Annotated in this window: 22 protein-coding genes; all 22 read left to right on the forward strand. The window is 29.6% G+C overall.

Annotation, left to right across the window (positions count from 1 at the left end; translation table 11 throughout):
- Positions 1-2 precede the first annotated feature (2 nt).
- Complete coding sequence (locus tag OCV55_RS07345) at positions 3-1,166, forward strand: 1-deoxy-D-xylulose-5-phosphate reductoisomerase (RefSeq protein ID WP_119363406.1); 1,164 nt, start codon at positions 3-5, stop codon at positions 1,164-1,166.
- Positions 1,151-2,230, forward strand: a complete 1,080-nt coding sequence (locus OCV55_RS07350) for a M50 family metallopeptidase (RefSeq protein WP_032090089.1) — start codon at positions 1,151-1,153, stop codon at positions 2,228-2,230. The genes OCV55_RS07345 and OCV55_RS07350 overlap by 16 nt, the downstream gene beginning before the upstream one ends.
- 56 nt (positions 2,231-2,286) lie before the next feature.
- Positions 2,287-6,603: a PolC-type DNA polymerase III gene (locus tag OCV55_RS07355; RefSeq protein ID WP_147580247.1), complete on the forward strand. Its 4,317-nt coding sequence runs from the start codon at positions 2,287-2,289 to the stop codon at positions 6,601-6,603.
- A gap of 99 nt (positions 6,604-6,702) precedes the next feature.
- Positions 6,703-7,170, forward strand: a complete 468-nt coding sequence (locus OCV55_RS07360; RefSeq protein WP_032090087.1) for a ribosome maturation factor RimP — start codon at positions 6,703-6,705, stop codon at positions 7,168-7,170.
- A gap of 33 nt (positions 7,171-7,203) precedes the next feature.
- Entirely contained in the window at positions 7,204-8,499 is a 1,296-nt protein-coding gene (gene nusA / locus OCV55_RS07365) for a transcription termination factor NusA (protein WP_147580282.1), read from the forward strand.
- 11 nt (positions 8,500-8,510) lie between these two features.
- Positions 8,511-8,768 carry an RNase P modulator RnpM gene (rnpM, locus tag OCV55_RS07370; RefSeq protein WP_022001534.1) on the forward strand — a complete coding sequence of 86 codons (258 nt, stop codon included), beginning with the start codon at positions 8,511-8,513 and terminating at the stop codon, positions 8,766-8,768.
- Positions 8,761-9,063 carry a L7Ae/L30e/S12e/Gadd45 family ribosomal protein gene (locus OCV55_RS07375; RefSeq protein WP_032090086.1) on the forward strand — a complete coding sequence of 101 codons (303 nt, stop codon included), beginning with the start codon at positions 8,761-8,763 and terminating at the stop codon, positions 9,061-9,063. Before rnpM ends, OCV55_RS07375 begins: the two co-directional genes overlap by 8 nt.
- A 4-nt stretch (positions 9,064-9,067) precedes the next feature.
- Positions 9,068-10,912 (forward strand): translation initiation factor IF-2, encoded by a 1,845-nt coding sequence (gene infB / locus OCV55_RS07380; protein ID WP_107029450.1) that lies wholly within the window; start codon positions 9,068-9,070, stop codon positions 10,910-10,912.
- 12 nt (positions 10,913-10,924) lie between these two features.
- Entirely contained in the window at positions 10,925-11,269 is a 345-nt protein-coding gene (gene rbfA / locus OCV55_RS07385) for a 30S ribosome-binding factor RbfA (RefSeq protein WP_022001537.1), read from the forward strand.
- Positions 11,270-11,337: 68 nt separating this feature from the next.
- Positions 11,338-12,216, forward strand: a complete 879-nt coding sequence (locus OCV55_RS07390) for an aldose 1-epimerase family protein (protein WP_147580248.1) — start codon at positions 11,338-11,340, stop codon at positions 12,214-12,216.
- Positions 12,216-12,434 carry a sporulation protein Cse60 gene (locus OCV55_RS07395; protein ID WP_022001539.1) on the forward strand — a complete coding sequence of 73 codons (219 nt, stop codon included), beginning with the start codon at positions 12,216-12,218 and terminating at the stop codon, positions 12,432-12,434. The genes OCV55_RS07390 and OCV55_RS07395 overlap by 1 nt, the downstream gene beginning before the upstream one ends.
- Positions 12,435-12,498: 64 nt before the next feature.
- Positions 12,499-12,651: a DUF1540 domain-containing protein gene (locus OCV55_RS07400; RefSeq protein WP_022001540.1), complete on the forward strand. Its 153-nt coding sequence runs from the start codon at positions 12,499-12,501 to the stop codon at positions 12,649-12,651.
- Positions 12,652-12,711: 60 nt separating this feature from the next.
- Positions 12,712-13,200: a hypothetical protein gene (locus OCV55_RS07405; protein WP_119363400.1), complete on the forward strand. Its 489-nt coding sequence runs from the start codon at positions 12,712-12,714 to the stop codon at positions 13,198-13,200.
- Positions 13,184-13,900 (forward strand): pseudouridine synthase, encoded by a 717-nt coding sequence (locus OCV55_RS07410; RefSeq protein WP_267309860.1) that lies wholly within the window; start codon positions 13,184-13,186, stop codon positions 13,898-13,900. The genes OCV55_RS07405 and OCV55_RS07410 overlap by 17 nt, the downstream gene beginning before the upstream one ends.
- 33 nt (positions 13,901-13,933) lie before the next feature.
- Positions 13,934-14,581, forward strand: coding sequence for a tRNA (guanosine(46)-N7)-methyltransferase TrmB (gene trmB / locus OCV55_RS07415; RefSeq protein WP_147580249.1), 648 nt, complete (start codon positions 13,934-13,936; stop codon positions 14,579-14,581).
- A 4-nt stretch (positions 14,582-14,585) separates the two neighbouring features.
- Entirely contained in the window at positions 14,586-14,906 is a 321-nt protein-coding gene (locus tag OCV55_RS07420; RefSeq protein WP_147580250.1) for a thioredoxin family protein, read from the forward strand.
- A gap of 24 nt (positions 14,907-14,930) precedes the next feature.
- On the forward strand, positions 14,931-15,662 hold the full coding sequence (locus tag OCV55_RS07425) for a hypothetical protein (RefSeq protein WP_032090081.1): 732 nt from the start codon (positions 14,931-14,933) through the stop codon (positions 15,660-15,662).
- A 2-nt stretch (positions 15,663-15,664) separates the two neighbouring features.
- Positions 15,665-15,997, forward strand: coding sequence for a holo-ACP synthase (gene acpS / locus OCV55_RS07430; RefSeq protein ID WP_147580251.1), 333 nt, complete (start codon positions 15,665-15,667; stop codon positions 15,995-15,997).
- A gap of 151 nt (positions 15,998-16,148) precedes the next feature.
- Positions 16,149-16,454 (forward strand): single stranded DNA-binding domain-containing protein, encoded by a 306-nt coding sequence (locus tag OCV55_RS07435; RefSeq protein WP_032090079.1) that lies wholly within the window; start codon positions 16,149-16,151, stop codon positions 16,452-16,454.
- Positions 16,455-16,518: 64 nt separating this feature from the next.
- Positions 16,519-18,327, forward strand: coding sequence for a translation elongation factor 4 (gene lepA, locus OCV55_RS07440; protein WP_117346891.1), 1,809 nt, complete (start codon positions 16,519-16,521; stop codon positions 18,325-18,327).
- A gap of 122 nt (positions 18,328-18,449) precedes the next feature.
- Positions 18,450-20,585, forward strand: coding sequence for a penicillin-binding transpeptidase domain-containing protein (locus OCV55_RS07445; protein ID WP_032090077.1), 2,136 nt, complete (start codon positions 18,450-18,452; stop codon positions 20,583-20,585).
- Positions 20,586-20,657: 72 nt separating this feature from the next.
- Positions 20,658-20,807: a 50S ribosomal protein L33 gene (gene rpmG / locus OCV55_RS07450; RefSeq protein ID WP_022001550.1), complete on the forward strand. Its 150-nt coding sequence runs from the start codon at positions 20,658-20,660 to the stop codon at positions 20,805-20,807.
- The last annotated feature ends 11 nt before the right edge of the window (positions 20,808-20,818 follow it).

Raw genomic sequence — 20,818 nt, forward strand, 5'->3', positions numbered from 1 at the left:
TAATGAAAAATATTACGATTTTAGGTGTTACAGGTTCTATTGGTCAACAAACTGTTGATGTTTGCTTGCATCATCAAGATGAATTTAATGTTGTTGCAATGTCTGCGGGCAAAAATATTGTATTACTTGAAACAACAATTCAAAAAATCAATCCACAAGTTGTTTGTGTTATCGATGAAAAGGATTGTAACTATCTTCAAGAAAAGTATCCACATATTCGTTTTGTTTTTGGTAGTGCTGGTTTAGATGAAATTGCAACAATTGATCAAGTTGATATTGTATTAAATGCAATTGTAGGTTTTGCAGGTTTGTTACCAACAATTCATGCTATTGAATCTAAAAAAGATATTGCTTTAGCTAATAAAGAAACACTTGTGGTTGCAGGACATATTATTACAAAATTAGTTAAAGAACATGGTGTAAAATTATTACCAGTAGATAGTGAACATTCAGCAATTTTCCAATCGCTTCAAGGAAATGAGATGAATAAAATCAAACGTATTTTATTAACAGCAAGTGGCGGAAGTTTTAGAGATAAAACAAGAGAAGAACTTGTAGGTGTTTCTGTTAAAGAAGCGTTGAATCATCCTAACTGGTCAATGGGGGCTAAAATTACGATTGATAGTGCTACTTTATTTAATAAGGGATTAGAGGTCATGGAAGCAAAATGGTTGTTTGATGTAGATTATGATCAAATTGAAGTCTTGATTCATCCAGAAAGTATTTTACATTCTGCTGTAGAGTTTGAAGATACTTCTGTCATTGGGCAAATGGGAACACCTGATATGCGTTTGGCTATTCAGTATGCGTTAACTTATCCACAAAGAAAAAAATTAGTTAATGGTAAATCTTTAGATTTAACACAACTTGGTTCGCTTACTTTTAAAAAGCCAGATTTCAATAGATTTCATGCGCTTTCTTTAGCATATCGTGCTGGAAAAACAGGTGGAAGCTTACCATGTGTTTTAAATGGTGCAAATGAAATGGCTAATCTTTTGTTTAGAGAAGGAAAAATTGAATTTTTACAAATAGAGGAATTAGTTGAAAAAGCTATGAATGCTCATGAGTTGGTTAAAGATCCAACTATTGATCAATTATTAGATATTGATCAATGGGCGAGAGATTTTGTTTTAAAGGAGATAAATGAAACATGCAGACGATTATAAATATTCTTGTCTTTTTTGTAATACTAGGAGCTATTGTATTAATCCATGAATTAGGACATTTTCTAACTGCTAAATTATTTGGTGTTTATTGTGCTGAATTTTCTATTGGAATGGGTCCTAAACTTTTTTCTAAGAAAAAAGGAGAAACAGATTATCAAATTCGTGCACTTCCTATTGGTGGTTATGTTGCAATGGCAGGTGAAGCTGATCAAGAAGACAGCGAATTAATGAAAGATGTTCCTTATGAAAGAACTCTAAAAGGAATTAAAACATGGAAAAAATGCATTATTATGTTAGCTGGTGTTTTTATGAATTTTGTACTTGCCCTTGTTTTATTAATAGGTATTTATTCGTTTGTTGAAGTACAAACAAATACTTCTGAAATTGGAAGTGTTGTTAAAAACAATGGTGCTTATAATGCTGGAGTTCAAGCTGGAGACACCATTAATAAAATCACAATTAATGGTGAAGAACATATCATTGCGTCATTTTCAGATATTCAATCTGTCTTATCTAATGAAAATTTGCAATTAGATACGGATACAGTTACAATGCAAATTTCCCTTAAAAGAGGAAATCAAAATATTGAAAAAACAGTTGAAGGAAAGTACAATAGTGAATCCAAGTCTTATGTCATTGGAATAACAGCGGCTACTAAAAAATTGACTTTTATTGAGGCTATAAGACAAGGAATTAATCAATTTATAGAATATGCATTATTGATTTTTACAACATTAGGAAAACTTATTACAGATTTAACACATACTGTTTCACAACTTTCTGGCCCAGTAGGAATTTATACAGTGACTGCACAAGTTACACAATCTGGTTCAATTAGTACATTGTTGTCATTGACTGCTTTACTATCAACAAATATTGGAATGTTTAATTTACTTCCTATTCCAGGACTAGATGGTAGTCAAGTATTATTTGCATTAGTTGAAAAAATTATTCGTCGAGAAATTCCAACAAAAATGAAATATGCTTTACAAATGGCAGGACTAATTCTTGCTTTTGGCCTAATGATTTTTGTAACTATAAATGATATTGGAAAATTTTTCTAAAAAAAGGGCTTAAGCCTTTTTTTGTGTTATAATAGGTAAGATTTTTGAGGTGTAATATGAACAAATTAATAATACTATTAAAACAATTGAATATAATCGAAGATGTTAATGTTTTATTACATGCTTCATTGAAAAAAGTTATTGTACATCATGATAACCATTATACATTTTATATATTGAGTAAGGATTTGATTCCATTTACAGAGTATCAACTCTTACTTGATCATGGTCTTGATTTTCCTTACCCGGCTGAATTTGTAATTTGTTATGATGATTTTAATTTTGAGTCAAAAGATGTTTCACTTTATTTAGGGTATATTATTGAAAAACTAAAACAAATTTCACCATTATTTTCTTCGTTGAAAATCGAAGATATTGAAATTAAACAAACTATATCGATTGGTTTGTTAAATGAAATACAATTGGAACAATTCCAACAATTAAAATCAATAATTAAAAAGTATTTTGTGGAAATTGGAATAGAGAAAGATTTTAGTTTTTATGTTAAACAAGATAATGATGAATTAAATAATTTATTACAAGAAATGGACAGCTATGAACCAATGAAAATAGATTTGTCCGAAATAAAAAAATCGGAACCAGTAAAATCAACTGTAGATTATAAAAATAATTATCGAAAACCAAAGGGTGACGCAACTTTTTTAAAGTTATCTGAAATTAACAGTCAAACGATGGAAAATAATTGTACGATTCAAGGGTATGTCTTTAAAACTGAATTAATCAAAACACGTGCAGGAAAACATATTCAAACATTATGGATCACTGACTATACGGATTCAATTATGGTAAAACGCTTTGAAAACAATACAACTAATACTTTAGAGGATATTAAAGTACTAGATAAAGGTAAAGTGTGGATCAAAGCAACAGGAGAAATTCGTTTAGATAATTATGCGAGAGAAACTGTTATGATGGCTCGCCAAATAGAAGTTATTAAAGAACCAGCAAGAAGGCAAGACACTGCGGAAGTTAAAAGAGTTGAACTTCATACACATTCTAAGATGTCAGCAATGGATGGAATAGGCAATGTTTCGGATTATATTAATCAAGTGGCCAAATGGGGACACAAAGCAATTGCAGTTACTGATCATGGAAACGTTCAATCATTTCCTGAAGCTCAAGCAGCTAGTTTAAAAGCGGGCATTAAGATGATCTATGGTGTTGAATTAAATATGATAGAACCTTATTTTAATATTGTTTTTAATGAAAAAGATATGTCTATTGAAGATGCCACATATGTATCATTTGACTTGGAAACAACTGGTTTTTCTGTTATCCATGATGGGATTACAGAATTTGGTGCAGTTAAAATTAAAAATGGTGAAGTGATTGATCGCTTACAAAGTTTTGTAAATCCTGGTAAAAAGATTGGAACACGTGTTTCTCAACTTACAAATATTACAAATGAAATGGTTGCTGATGCACCAACAATTAAAGAGTTTTTACCACAAATATTAGAATTCTTTGGTGATGCTATTTTAGTGGCTCACAATGCTAAATTTGACATTGGTTTTTTAAATGAAAGTTTAAAGAGGTTAAATCAAAAACCTATAACTAATCCGGTTATTGATTCTTTGGCATTAGCAAGAGCTATTATGAAACCAATGAAATCTTATCGTTTAGGAAATGTATGTCGTGTTTATCGTGTAAATTATGACGATGATGTAGCACATAGAGCTGATTATGATGCTGAAGTTTTAGGTGCTGTATTTACAACGATGTTACATTCTATTATGCAAAGTGGAAATTATAATTTACTTGATTTAAATAAATTACAAAAAGACGATGCTTATAAAATCGTTTTTCCATATCATATGACAGCACTTGCTTTGAACAAAGAAGGTTTAAAAAATATGTTTAAAATTGTTTCTGAAGCAAATACAACTTATTTCCATGATGGTTCTCGTATTCCAAAAGAAAGATTGGAATATTATCGTAAAGGATTGCTATATGGGACTAGCTGTTATCGTTCAGATGTTTTTGAAGCAGCTTTGAATTCTTCGGATGAAAAGTTGGAACAATTGTTAGAATTTTATGATTATGTGGAAATACAACCTTTTCAAGATTACTATCATTTAATTGATCGTGGACAAATTGAATCTGAAGAAAATTTAATCATTTCAATAAAACGTCTTATTACAGCAGCAAAAAAATTAAATAAACTTATTGTAGCTACTGGAGATGTCCATTTTTTAGATGAAAAGGATAAAATTTATCGAGATGTTTTTATATCACAACCCAAAATTGGGATTGGACATCGTGCTCATCCTTTATGTGACCGAAAAAATCCACGTGCATTTACACCATCTCAATATTTAAGAACAACAGATGAAATGTTAATATGTTATGATTATCTACCAGCGGATGAAGTATATGAATATGTTGTAACAAATACAAACAAAATCGCAGATATGGTTGAAGAAATTCGACCAATTCATGATAAATTATTTACACCAACAATTGATAATGCAGATGAAAATTTAACAAAGATTTGTTATGATACAGCACATCGACTTTATGGTGAAAAATTACCCGAAATTGTGGAAAAAAGATTAGAAAAAGAATTAAGTAATATCATTAAACATGGGTTTGGGGTTATTTATTATATTTCCCACTTACTAGTAAAAAAATCAAATGATGATGGTTATCTAGTAGGTTCCAGAGGTTCGGTAGGGTCTTCATTCGTTGCAACAATGTCAGGAATTACAGAAGTAAATCCGTTACCACCACATTATCTATGTCTTCATTGTAGTCATAGTGAATTTTTAGAAGAAGGTGTTGCTGCTGATGGTTATGATTTACCTGATAAGATTTGCCCTGTATGTGGTAAACCAATGAAAGGTGAAGGACATAATATTCCGTTCGAAACTTTCTTAGGTTTCAATGCGGATAAAGTACCTGATATCGACTTAAATTTCTCGGGAGCGTATCAAGCAAATGCTCATGCATTTACTAAAACTATTTTTGGAGAAGATCATGTCTTTAGAGCAGGAACAATTTCTACAGTTGCTGAAAAAACAGCTTATGGTTATGCAAAAGGATATGCTGAAACATTAGGAATTGATAATGAAGTACGTAGTGCTGAACTTGAAAGAATTGCTCGAGGGTGTGGTGGCGTTAAACGTACGACCGGCCAACATCCAGGAGGAATTATTGTTATTCCTAGAGATTATGATGTTTTTGATTTCACACCTTACCAATATCCAGCAGATGATTTATCTGCTGAATGGCGTACGACTCACTTTGATTTCCATGCTATTCATGATAACGTTTTGAAATTCGATATTTTAGGACACGTTGATCCGACCGTTATTCGTATGTTACAAGATTTAACAGGTGTTGATCCTAAAACAATTCCAACAAACGATACAAAAGTTATGTCACTTTTTACAACGAGTGATGCTTTAGGTGTTGATTTATCCTATATCAATTGCAAGAGTGGTGCTTTAGGATTACCTGAATTTGGTACAACCTTTGTACGTAGTATGTTAGATCAGACAAAACCACAAACTTTTAATGATTTAGTAATCATTTCGGGGCTTTCACATGGAACAGATGTTTATTTAGGTAATGCAGAGACGTTGATTAAAAACGGAACATGTACCTTAAAAGAAGTTATTGGATGTCGTGATGATATTATGGTTTATTTGATTGAAAAAGGCCTTCCTAATAAAGATGCTTTTGACATCATGGAATGTGTTCGTAAAGGAAAATCACCTGCAGTTTTCCCAGAAAAGAAATACGAAGAATTAATGAAAGAATACAATGTTCCTCAATGGTATATTGATTCATGTAAGAAAATTAAATACATGTTCCCTAAAGCCCATGCGGTAGCCTATGTTTTATCAGCTATTCGTGTAGCTTGGTGGAAATTATATTATCCAAGAGAATATTATGCAGTATATTTTTCCACAAGATGTGATTTTTTTGATATTGAAACATTAGTTGCTGGTAAAGATGCTATTCTTTCAAGAAGAAAAGAAATTGAAATGTTAAGGGAAAACAGACAATCTTCAAATAAGGATGAAGGATTGTGGGATGTGTTTGAAATTGCGTTAGAAATGATTGATCGAGGATTCCATTTTAGTCCTTTAAACTTAGAAAAGTCTGATGCCAATAAATTCATTTTAGATCCAGATGATCCAAGTGGCTTACTTCCACCGTTTAGTTCAGTTGATTCATTAGGTGAATCGGTAGCTAATACTGTTATTGAGGCACGTAAACATGGTTCTTTCTTATCTAAAGAAGACGTGATTAAAAGGACTAAATTGAACAATTCGCATATTAAACAACTAACAAAAATGGGTGTTTTTGATGGTATGCAAGAAGAAAATCAATTATCACTTTTCTAGTGACTTGATTATAAATGAAAAATGTGCTATATTACTTATAGTTTCATAAAGAGAAACGAGTGGGGGAACCCACTCTTTATTATTGAATGGGGTGAAAAAATGGAGTTATTGGAAAGTATTAAAGAAATGGTCTTACCTTTGATCGAACAAAATGATTGTTATTTAGATGATATTGAATATGTAAAAGATAATAATGAAATGTATTTACGTATTTATATCGAAAAAAATGAAGGGTATCTAGATATGGATACATGTGTTGCGGTAAGTGAGTTAATTAGTGATAAACTTGACGAAACTGATCCAATTAAAGATGAATACATTTTAGAAGTCTCTTCACCTGGAATTGAAAAACCATTAAAAACTTTTGAACAAGTTCAAAAATCTGTTGGTGAATATGTTTATGCAAAATTTAAAAATCCTAAAGCCGGATTATATGAAGTTGAAGGATATTTAAAATCTGTTGATAATCAAGAATTAGAATTTGAATATCTTGTAAAAAATATAAAGAAAAAAATTGTTGTCAATTATGATAACATTCAATTTATACGATTAGCTGTAAAATTTTAGGAGGAAATAAAAGTGGCTAGTAACAGAAAATTTATGAGCGCCTTAAATGCTTTATGTGAAGAAAAAGGTATTGAAAAAGACGTGTTTTTAGAAATGTTAAAGGAATCAATTGCAAAAGCTTATAAAAAAAATTATATGGTTCCAGAAGCAAATGTACGTGTAGAAATTAATGAAAAAACTGGAAAAATTAGATTATTTGAAATTAGAACAGTTGTTGATGATTTAGAAGATGAAGATTTAGAAGTATCTTTAGATGAAGCACATGATATCAACCCAAATTATCAAGTGGGTGATATTGTAGAAACTGAAGCAGATGTAGATCATATTGGTCGTTTAGCAGCAATTCAAACAAAACAACTTTTCAGACAAAAAATACGCGAAACTGAAAAAGAAACATTATATAATGAATTTGCTGATAAAAAAGATGATATCATTACAGGTATTGTTGATCGTGTTGAACCTAAATTTGCTATTATCAATATTGGAAAAACTGGAGCATTTTTAGGACTAAATCAACAAATTCCTGGAGAAACATTACATGAAGGACAACATGTCAAAGTATATGTAAGTGACGTTGATCGTGGAACTAAAGGAACACATATCGTTGTAAGCAGAACAGAACCACAATTTGTAAGAAGATTATTTGAATTAGAAGTTCCTGAAGTTTATGATGGTACAGTTGAAATTAAATCTGTTTCTCGTGAACCTGGTGAAAGAAGTAAAATTGCTGTATACACTGCAGTTGAAGGATTAGATCCTATTGGTTCTTGTGTTGGACCTAAGGGTTCAAGAGTTAAAAACGTTGTTGATGAATTACATGGTGAAATGATTGATATCGTTGAATGGTCAAGTGACCCAGTTGTTTATATTTCACATGCATTATCACCTTCAGATGTGTTAACTGTTTCTGTTGATGAAGAAAAACATAGTGCGTTAGTTATTGTACCTGATGATCAATTATCATTAGCTATTGGTAAACGTGGTCAAAATGCTCGTTTAGCAGTAAGACTTACTGGATGGAAAATTGATATTAAATCATTATCTGAAGCAACTGAATTAGGGTTAATGGAACAAATTCAACAAAAAGAAGAATTACCTGTTGATGAAACATTCCAAGATGAATTTGCTCAAGAAATGCTAGATAAACAAGAAGAAAAAGAAACTGTTGTTGAAGAAAAAGAAAATACCGAAAATGAAGTTGAAGAAGTCACTTCAGAATCCGATGTAGAAGATTATGAAGATTTTGATGATTATGAAGATGATGAATACAGTAAATATGATGAAGATATCGACTATGACGAATATGACAAATATTATGATGAAGATTAGGATGAGATAGAATGAGAAAAATTCCACTTAGAAAATGTCTTGCAACAAATGAACAATTACCTAAAAAAGAGTTAATTCGTGTTGTAAGAAATAAAGAAGGTCAAGTATTTGTAGATGCTACTGGTAAAATGAATGGACGAGGTGCTTATTTAAAAAGAAGCTTAGAAGCAATCGAAATTGCTAAAAAGAAAAAAGTTTTATCTCGTTCTTTACAAGTAGAAATTCCTGATGAAATTTTTGAGGAGTTAAAAAAATATTGTGATGAATAAAAAATATTTAAATTTATTAGGGCTTGCTAATGTTGCAAAGGGAATTGTTTCAGGAGAAACTTTGATAAAAAGTATCGCTGCAAATGAAACAAAACTTGTTGTTATTGCAAATGATGCTAGTGCTAATACTAAGAAAAAAATTACTGATAAATGTCATTTTTATCATGTTGATTATTTCATTGTTGATGAAAATATTGAAACCATTTCAAAAGCAGTTGGAAAAAATAATCGCGTTGCATTAGGTATTACAAATCAAGGGTTTGCGAAAAAAATAAAAGAATTGATAGGAGGTTGATTTTATGGCAAAACAATTTAAAAAGAAAAAAGGTTCTCAAAAGAAGAAACAATTACAATCAAACTTTCCTGCAAAGAAAGAAACATCAGTAATAAAAGATGGTGTGATTTCCTATGAAGAAGGAATTACAGTTGGTGAACTAGCTGAAAAGCTAGGACAAACACCTGCTAATGTTATAAAAGTATTATTTTTATTAGGAACTATGGTAACAATCAATTCATCATTAAATGATGAACAAGTTGAATTAATTTGTTTAGAATATGGTTGTGAATGTGAAAAACATGTTCCAGTAGATGAAGTTAATTTTGAAAATATTGAAGTTGTGGATGATGAAGCTGATTTACAACCAAGATGTCCAGTTGTAACAATTATGGGACATGTTGATCATGGAAAAACAACATTACTAGATACTATTAGAAAATCTGCAGTTGTTGATGGTGAATTTGGTGGTATTACTCAACATATTGGTGCTTATCAAGTAGAAGTAAACGGTAAAAAAGTTACATTTTTAGATACACCAGGTCATGAAGCTTTTACAGCAATGAGAGCACGTGGAGCACAAGTGACTGATATTGTTATTATCGTTGTTGCTGCTGATGATGGTGTGATGCCTCAAACAAAAGAAGCTATTGACCATGCAAAAGCTGCAGGAGTTCCTATCGTTGTTGCAATTAATAAGATTGATAAAGAAGGTGCTGATCCTGAAAGAATCAAAGCTGAAATGGCTGAAGAAGGATTATTACCTGAAGAATGGGGTGGAGATACTGTTTATTGTGAAATCTCTGCTAAAAAGAAAATTGGTATTGAAGAGTTATTAGAAACATTAACGGTTGTTGCTGAATTAGCTGATTTAAAAGCAAATCCTAATCGTTATGCATATGGTAGTGTTGTTGAGGGTAAACTTGATAAAGGTAGAGGCGCTGTTGCAACATTATTGGTTGAAAACGGAACTTTACGTGCAAGCGATCCAATCGTTGTTGGTGCTGCTTATGGTAGAGTAAGACAAATGTTAGACGATAAAGGACGTGTTATTAAAGAAGCATTACCAGGTACACCAGTAGAAATTACAGGTTTAAATGAAGTTCCTGTTGCCGGTGATAAATTTATGGTTTTCGAAACTGAAAAACAAGCACGTAGTGTTGGTGAAACACGTATGAAAGCTAAAATTGAAAAAGATCGTAATTCTGGAGCTGCTTTATCTCTTGATGATTTGTATTCTCAAATTAAAGAAGGTCAAATTATTGATTTAAATATTATTGTTAAAGCGGATGTACAAGGAACTGCAGAAGCTGTAAAAGCTTCATTAGAAAAAATCGATGTAGATGGTGTGCGTGTTAACGTTATTCGTTCAACTGTTGGTGCAATTTCTGAATCTGATGTTATTTTAGCAAGTGCCTCTCAAGCAATTATTTATGGTTTTAATGTAAGACCAGATGCAAAAGTTAGAAATAAAGCAGAAGAAGAAAATGTTGAAATTCGTCTTCATAATGTTATTTATAAAATGGTTGAAGAAATTGAAACTGCAATGAAAGGTATGTTAGCACCAGAATATCATGAAGTAATTACTGGTCAAGCAGAAATTAGACAAGTTATTAAAGCAAGTAAAATAGGAAATATCGCAGGATGTTATGTTACCGATGGTTCAATTAAAAGAAACTGTGGTATTCGTTTGATTCGTGATGGTATTGTTGTATACGAAGGAAAACTTGCTTCACTTAGACGTTTTAAAGATGATGTTAAAGAAGTCAATGCTGGTTTTGAATGTGGTTTAAACATTGAAAACTATAATGATATTAAAGAAGGCGATATCATTGAAGGTTATGTTATGGAAGAAGTAGAAAAGAAATAGGAGTTGAGTCTTATGTCATTAAAAACAGATAGAATAAATACTCAAATTTTAAGAGAAGTTTCTTTGATTTTACAAAATGAAGTACGTGATAGAGATTTACGTATGTGTACAATTACTGCTGTTGAAACAACAAATGATTTATCTATTTCTAAAGTGTATGTTACTTTTTTAGGAAAAAATTATAATCAAGAAAAAGGAATGGAAGCATTAGAAAGATCTAAAGGATTCATTCGTAATTTACTTGCTAAAAAATTAAAAGTAAGAAAGTGTCCTGAATTACATTTTGTTTTAGATACTTCTTTAGAATATGGAAATAAAATTGAAAGTATTATTAATTCATTACATGAAAAAGATTAGAAATAATCTTTTTCTTTTTTTTAGAATTTATTTTATGATATAATGAAAATACTGATAGGAGGATTATTATGGTAGAATTATCTAATGATTTATTAACTGTTTCTTTACATCCAAAAGGAGCAGAAATTATTTCAATTAAAGGAAAAAAAGATCAATTGAATTATATGTGGAGAAGAGATGCATCTCAATGGGCAAACAGTGCACCTATTTTATTTCCAATTGTTGGAGCAATAAAAAATGATACATGTGTGATTAATGGTAAAGAGTATCATATGACGCAACATGGTTTTGCAAGACACAATGAATTTGAAACAAACCAAGTTAGTGATACTGAAGTAATATTCTCATTAAAATCTAATGATGAAATTATAAAACAATATCCTTTCTTATTTGAATTAAATGTCACATATCAACTTGTTGAAAATAAATTAAAATGTCATATTGAAGTAAAAAATACGGATCATCAACCTATTTATTTCCAAGTTGGAGGACATCCTGCTTTTGCTTGTCCATTTATGGAAAATGAATCAAGCAACGATTATTATTTAGAATTTTCAGAAAATGAAACATGTAATCGAAAAATAATTGATGTTGAAAAAAGAGGTATGTCAAGAGTTGAAAAACCTTTCTTTGATAATGAAAAAAGATTTTTTGTTAGACAAGAGCTTTTTAATACAGATGCAATTGTTATTAAAAATTTTAAATCAGAAAATATTGCTCTTAAATCATTAAATCATGATAAATCAATTGTTTTTCATATGAATGGTTTTGACCATGTTGGACTTTGGGCCGCAAAACATGTTGGTGGATTAATTGCTATTGAACCATGGGTTGGACATGCTGACTATACTGATTTTAATGGTGAATTTAAAGAAAAAGAAAGTTGTGTTGAATTACCTGTTGGTAAAAATTTTGAAGTTGAATTTGCTGTAGAAATTAACCAATAATGACAATTTTTTTAACTTTTGTAGATTATACTTTGTTTATGAAAGTTAAACTTATAGAATGTACTCATGAATTAGACTTACAAGATGAAATTAATGATTTTCTTAAACTGGGATATCATATAATACGGATGCATTATTGTGTTGCAATGTGTTTTTCATCTGAATTAGAATACTCTTTTAGTTGTTTAATTGAATATGATGATAAAGGTCCTAAATAAAAGGACTTTTATTTTTGCATAGATTTTATATTATTGGTTAAAATAATTAACGGAGGTGAAACATATGGCAAAAGATGTAAGATGTTCAGTTACGACATGTGCATATCATGATTCTAATAATAAATGTTTGGCAAATGAGATTAAAGTTTCAAAATGTAATTGTAGTTCACCATGTGATGAGCAAGAAACAGAGTGCGGAACTTTTAAATTAAAATAGGATTATTTCCTATTTTAATTTTTTTTATTGTCTCTATGTTATAATATAAAAGGTGATTATATGAAAAATAGATTAATTATTTTTTTATCTTTATTTATTTTATTAGGTTGTTCAAGTCAAAAAAATACAACATCTTATTCAAAAAAACAATATAATGAATATGTTAGTTATTATAATCGTTTAAAGATGTCTACTTCATTTGATGAAAGCTGTGATGATTGTTCAATTCAATTAGTTACTAATAAAATATCAAATAAAAAAATACGGTATGATATTATCATTAATAATCCTGTTATTGAAATGAAAAATATTAAAGCAATCGCATTTATTGATAAAAAGGATAAAAATATTCCGAGTATTGGTTTATTAGAAAAGGATACTTTTTCATTAAAGCCTAATTATATTGATAAGAAGAATGGTTATTATAAAGGCATCAATTTATCAGGAACAACATCCAAAAACAAATTTGATGTTAAGCTCTATTTAACATATAACACAGAGGATAAACAAATAGAAAGGTATATTATTTTACATGGTAATGCGACTTGATAAATTATTAGCTCATTATGGTATCGGAACTAGAAAAGAAGTAAAAAATTATATTAGAAAAGGTTTTGTTACTGTTAATGGAAGTATTATAAAAAAGGATGATTTTAAAGTAGATTATGAAACAGATAAAATTATCTTTGATGGTGAGCTTATTACATATAAACCATATGTCTATATTATGCTTAATAAACCTGCTGGTTATGTTTCTGCTACAAAAGATAATGTTCATCCTACAGTTGTTGATTTGATTTATGGTTATGAACAGTATGATTTATTTCCAGTAGGAAGGTTAGATTTGGATACGGAGGGTTTATTATTACTAACAAATGATGGAGATTTTGCACATAAGTTATTAGCACCTAGTCGACATCATTCTAAATTGTACTATGCATGTGTCGAAGGAATAATGGAGGAAAATGATATTTTAAAGTTTAAAGAAGGAATTACTATTGATCATTATAGATGTCAAAGTTCAAATTTATCCATTATAAAAACTGAAGATAATACATCTGAAGTATTAATTGAAATTTTTGAAGGAAAGTTTCATCAAGTGAAAAAAATGGTAGAAAGTGTCGGTAAAAAAGTAACTTATTTAAAAAGGTTACAGATGAAGAATTTAAAATTAGATACTTCTTTACAAATTGGAAAATTTAGAGAATTATCCGAAGATGAATTAGTCGACTTAATGAATGATTTGTGATACTATTTGTATAAAAAATAAGGAGGATTTTTTGTGAGATTAAGAAACAACCCAAAAGCTTATGAAATTATGGAAGAGAATGCTGATTTAGTTATCTTAAAGCCTGAAGAACATAAAGGTCATTATCATGATATATTTGAAATAAATCAGCCATTATATATAGAAATTGGAATGGGGAAAGGCGATTTTATTTATCAAAATGCTTTAAAACATCCAGAAAACAATTACATAGGGATTGAAAAATTTCCAAGTGTCTTAGCAGCAGCAATTAATAAAATTAATAAAAATCAATCATTGCCTAATTTAAAATTAATGCATTTTGATGCAATTGAATTAGAAAATGTTTTTGAAAATGGTGAAATTGATCATTTATTTTTAAATTTTAGTGATCCTTGGCCCAAAAAAAGACATGCAAAAAGACGTTTAACATCTTCAGCGTTTTTAGATGTTTATCGTCGATTATTGAAAAAAGATGGTGTTATTGAATTTAAAACAGATAATCGAGGTCTATTTGAATATTCATTACAGTCAGTAACAGAAAATAATTATCATTTAGATTATGTTTCTTTAGATTTACATAATTCTCCAGAAGCAGATGATAATATTATGACAGAATATGAAAGAAAATTTTCAGTAAATGGACCTATTTATAAAATGATTATTAGTGATTGTAAGGAGTAAAAAAATGGATCAATTAATTGAAATAAACTCATTAGAAGAATATGAAAAAGCTATTCAAACAAAATCAATCATCTTATTTACAGCTTCTTGGTGTCCTGATTGTATGTTTATCAAACCTTTTATAGGTAATGTTGTAAAAAAATATCCAAATTTTACATTTTATAGTATTAATAGAGATTATTTTATTGATTTATGTCAAGATTTAGATATTTTAGGGATACCTTCTTTTGTCAGCTATGAAAATGGACAAGAGACAGGTCGCTTTGTAAGTAAATTAAGAAAAACGCAAGAAGAAATAGAAACATTTATACAATCAATAAAATAAAGTGTATTGAAGGAAGGAGTTATTATGTTTAAACATTTTTTTAAAAAATCAAACGATGATGATATTTTTGAAACTGTAGACCCAATTGTTGAACAAAGAAGAAATGAAAAGTTTTCTAAACCACTTATTTATGACGAAGAATTTAAAAAAGAAAAAGTTACTAAAAAAAGTGAAGGTCAACAAGTACCAAAAGAAACTACTTCCAAAAATGTTAAAAAGGTTGAAAAAAAAGTAGAAAAGAAAGAAGAACCCGAAATTAAGAAAAATTATGAAATGATGGATATCATTTCTCCAATGTTTGGAATGCATGAAGAAAAAAAAGAAATAGTTAAAACAGTTAAGAAAAATTCAGTAAAAAAACCAAAGAAAAAAGATAATTCACTTGTTCAAGTAATATCTCCGTATTATGGTAATTTTGAAGAAAAAGAAGAAACAGATAGTGAAGCTGTTCTTACTGCTGTTGAAGATTCAAAAGATTTTCAAGATGAAACAAATACTGATGCTGAAAAAACAATAGAACCCGAAATCGTTGAAGAAGAAAAGCTTCCAACAGTTGAAGATAATTTAAGAAATATTGCTAAAATTGTTGAAGAAGAACAAGATCAACTTAAAATTATTGAGGAACGAACAGGGGAGTTTAAACTTGATTTTGGTCAAAAAAAATCAGAGGAACAAAATTCTTTAATTGATGAAATTGATGACAATATGTCTTTGGATGAATTGATGAGTCTGTATGAAAAGAAATTTAAGGATTAGTGATGATTAAAGGAATTGGTGTAGATATTTGTGATTTAAGAAGATTAAATCATTTGGATCAGCTTGCAAAGAAAATTTTACATGTAGATGAATTTTCTTTGTATTTATCAAAAGGTAATGATAAAGCAAAAAGAGAATTTGTGGGTGGTAGATTTGCAGTCAAAGAGGCATTTGTAAAAGCAGCAGGTTATAAATCATTTAAGGAGATATGCTGTTTAAATGATGAAAATGGTAAACCCTATATTAAAGATGAGCCTTGTCATGTTTCTATTTCTCATGAAAATCATTATGCAGTTGCCTTTGTTGTTATTGAAAATAATGGCCCTAATCAATAAAGTATAGTGTAATAAAACATTAATAAATATATCTTAGGATATAAATATTAATGTTTTTTATTTGTTTTTTAGTCGTTTAAATAGACCTTTTAGTCGATTTAGCATGATTATTTTTTTATAAGAACTATGATAATACTAAGGAGGATCGTTTATGTTAAATTCAATTTCTTTAGTAGGAAAAATAGTAAAAAATGTATATCATGTCGAAAACATGGCTTTTATTGACATTGAGGTTAAAAGACCATTTCCTGAGGAGATAGGAAAAGAAAAATTTGATGTTTTTTCTATTGCTTTGTGGAAGGGGCTAGAAGACATGATGTCTGATGTTACTCAAATTGGAATGATTATTGCTGTTAGAGGGCGTTTAATAGCTAATAAATTTACAATGGCTAATTATGATTTTAAAGAAGTGATTATATATGGAGAACTCATTGAAATTTTAAACAAATATTTTTAAATAAATAAATTGTCATTTATATTGTTTTTTGATAAAATCTATTATTGAAAGTCGGTGAAAATAAATGACAATTAATCAAGATAAAATAAGAAATTTTTCAATCATAGCGCATATTGATCATGGGAAAAGTACTTTAGCGGATCGTATTTTAGAAATGACCGGTGCGGTTTCAAATAGAGAGATGAAGGCTCAACTATTAGACAGTATGGAGTTAGAACGTGAAAGAGGCATTACAATCAAATTGAATGCTGTTCAACTTCAATACAAAGCAAAAGATGGAAATACCTATCTTTTACATCTTATTGATACTCCTGGCCATGTCGATTTTACTTATGAAGTATCTCGTTCATTAGCTGCATGTGAAGGAGCAGTGTTAGTTGTAGATGCAGCACAAGGTGTGGAAGCACAAACATTGGCAAATGTCTATTTGGCTTTAGATAATGATTTGGAAATTTTACCAGTTATAAATAAGGTAGATTTACCTAGTGCAAACCCTGAACATGTTATTCAAGAAATCGAAGATGTTATTGGATTGCCTGCAGACCATGCACCTCGTATCTCGGCTAAAAGTGGCTTAAACGTTGAAGATGTGTTAGAGATGATTGTTAAAGAGGTTCCTGCACCAAGTGGGAATATTAATCATCCTACTCAAGCACTTATTTTTGATTCATTTTATGATAGCTATAGAGGTGTTGTTGTATTCGTTAGAATTAAAGAAGGATCTATAAAGGTTGGAGATACAATTAAATTTATGGCTACAGGAGCTACTTACGAAGTAACTGAATTAGGTGTAAGAACTCCTGCGGAAGTTAAAAAAGATAAATTAGTTTGTGGGGAAGTTGGATGGATATCAGCTTCTATTAAATCTATTCAAAATGTTCATGTAGGGGATACAATAACAACTTTAGAAAATGAAAGTCATGATCAATTGCCAGGGTATAGAAAGTTAAATCCTATGGTTTATTGTGGATTATATCCAGTTGATAATTCTAAGTATAAAAATTTACGAGAAGCATTGGAAAAAATACAACTTAGTGATTCGTCTCTTGTCTTTGAACCAGAAACATCGCAAGCATTGGGATTTGGTTTTAGATGCGGTTTTTTAGGATTATTACACATGGATGTTATTCAAGAAAGATTAGAAAGAGAGTTTGATTTAGAACTTATTGCTACTGCACCATCTGTTATTTATAAAGTATTTTTAACAGATAAAACAATGGTTGAAATTGACAATCCTGCAATGATGCCATCTCCACAAGTAATAAATTATATTGAAGAGCCTTATGTAAAAGCTTCAATTATGACTCCAAATGAGTATATTGGATCTATCATGGAACTATGCCAATCAAAACGAGGAGAATATGTTGATATAGATTATATTGATGAAACACGTCGTAATATTATTTATAATATTCCTTTATCAGAAATTGTTTATGATTTCTTTGATAAATTGAAATCTAGTACAAAGGGATACGCCTCATTTGATTATGAATTAATAGGATATCGAGAAAGTAAATTACAAAAAATGGATATTTTATTAAATGGTGATGTTGTAGATGCTTTATCATCTATTGTTCATAAAGATTTTGCTTATTCAAGAGGAAAAGTAATTTGTGAAAAATTAAAAGAAATTATTCCAAAACAAATGTTTGAAGTTCCTGTACAAGCAGCATTACAAGGTAAGATCATTGCAAGAACTACAATTAAGGCAATGCGTAAAAACGTCCTTGCTAAATGTTATGGTGGAGATATTTCGCGTAAAAAGAAACTTCTAGAAAAACAAAAGGAAGGTAAAAAGAGAATGAAGGCAGTAGGAAGTGTTGAAATTCCACAAGAAGCTTTCATGGCAATATTATCAGTTGATGATGAATAAATAGCAGCAATCGCTGCTATTTTAAATATGTTAAATATGTTAAATAAATTTATATTATCGATTAATTCAAATTTACTAATAATCTAAAGTATAATATAATTGTTCAAGGAAGGAGGAAAAATATGCCAAAGTTTTTTAACAAAAAAACTGCTACTGTAAGATTTCATGGATTTAATGAAGAAAAGAAATATCAAAATAGTAAATCTGATATAATTGTATCTAAAAGATTAATTGAACTAATTGCTGTGACACTTGTTTTAATTTTTATTTTAATTATTAGATTGGCTTATGTACAATTAACTCAAGCTGATACATTAGAAGTCAAACTGGAAACTTATGGAAGTACAACATATACAAATGATGCACCGCGTGGAGAAATCTATGATCGTAATTATACAAAAATCATGGGTAATCAAAATGTTATTTGTGTTGATTATTATGCACCTAAGAAAATTACAAATAAAGAAATTACGTATATTGCAAAATTTTTAAGTGAAAAAATTACAATTGACTTTTCTAAAAATAACGTTAATAACATTACTGAAAGAAATATAAAAGATTATTTTATTATTGCTCATGAAAAATTAGCAGAATCTTTGTTAAGTGACAAAGAGTTAAAAAAATTAAAAACAGAAAACCCTGATGATGCTGATTATTCTAAGGCAAAAACAAATTTGATTGTTTCTAAATTATCTATGGAATATATATATCAAAATATGACACAAGATGAAATAGAACAAACACGTTTTGAATATTTAATGAAACGATGTAAAACAGGTTCTGTAACTTTAGTAGAAGGGATTACAGTCGAAGAAGCTAGTGTTATAGGAGAAAATACAAATATTTTAAAAGGTATTCAAATAAGTAGTGGGTGGTCTCGTCAATCAATGGTGAATGGTCAACTTGGCGCGTTGATTGGAAAATTAACAACTAAAAGACAAGGATTGCCTACGGAATTAAAAACAGAATTACTTGCAAAAGGGTATACTGGTAATTCACGAGTCGGTACAAGTGGTTTAGAAAAACAATATGAAGATATTTTAAAAGCATCAAATTCATCATATTCTGTTAAATATAATAGTAATGGTGATCCTATTATCACAAACAATGTTAATGGTGAAAAAGGAGATAACATTCGCTTATCTATTGATTTAGAGTTACAATCTTTTGCTGATGAACTTATTACTAATGAATTAACGACATGTAATAGCTTTAATACTTATTTCAATAAAATGTATTTTGTAATGATGAATCCTAATAATGGAGAAATTTTAGTTATGTCAGCTAAAGAAATTAACAAAGAAACTGGCGAGGTCAAAGATATTTCTACAGGTAACTTTTTAGAAGCGGTAGAAATTGGTTCTACTTCAAAAGCGGGTACATTATATACAGGATTTAAAGAAAATATCATTGTTCCTAATACTTATTTTGTAGATGAGCCGCTTTGGTTTAAAGGTTCTACAAAAGCTAAACAATCATGGAAAACAATGGGAAACATTAATGAAATAGATGCGCTTGCTTGGTCATCAAATGTTTATATGTTTAGAATTGCTATGAAGTTAGCTGGTGTTGAATATGTACCTCATGGCGCTTTAAATGTTGATCTCAATCGTTTTGTCAAAACTCTCTCTACTATCAGAAGGGATTTTGGTGAATTAGGTTTAGGTGTTAAAACTGGATTGGATGTTCCAAATGAAAGTGACGGATATAAAGGAAGAGATACTGCCCCTGGGCATTTATTAGATGCATGTATCGGACAATATGACACATATACTCCAATTCAATTGGCACAATATACATGTACCCTTGCTAATATGGGTAAAAAAGTTCAACCTCATTTCCTTATTGAATCATTTAAAAGTGATGGAGAAGGAAATAGATACACAACTTATAAATTCAAAACAAATATTCAAGATGATGTTTCTTCACAGGCAGATGCATTTAAACAAATAAAAGCTGGAATGCGCGCATGTGTTACAAGAACAGATGGAACATCACATACGTATTGGTCAGAAAAGCCATATGCTGTTTATTGTAAGACAGGAACAGCTGAAAAATATGATGGTAATTCAAATGTTGACCACCCAAACCATCTACAAATTGGTTATATTTCAGCAACAGAAGATAGTAAACCATTAGTTGCATTTGCTAGTATTGCATTTAGAGAAGATCGTTCATCATCGGGCGCTGATTCATCTGCACCAATTATTGCACATCAAGTTGTTGATAAATATGTAGAAAAATATGGTTTAAATTAAAAAAATGCTAGTATTTCATTAATTAATATGTTATTATATCTAAGAAAGTTTTAGTGATGCGGAGGTGTAATCATGAGAGATAATATCATTTTAAAATGTACAGAATGTGGAGAAGAAAATTATATCAACACTAAAAATAAAAGAAATCATCCAGATAGAATGGAAGTAAATAAATATTGCCCTAGATGCAATAAAAAAACTGTACACAAAGAAAAAAAATAAGCTTAGGCTTA

Source organism: [Clostridium] ammoniilyticum (assembly GCF_025566905.1).
GTDB lineage: Bacteria > Bacillota_I > Bacilli_A > Erysipelotrichales > Coprobacillaceae > Faecalibacillus > Faecalibacillus intestinalis.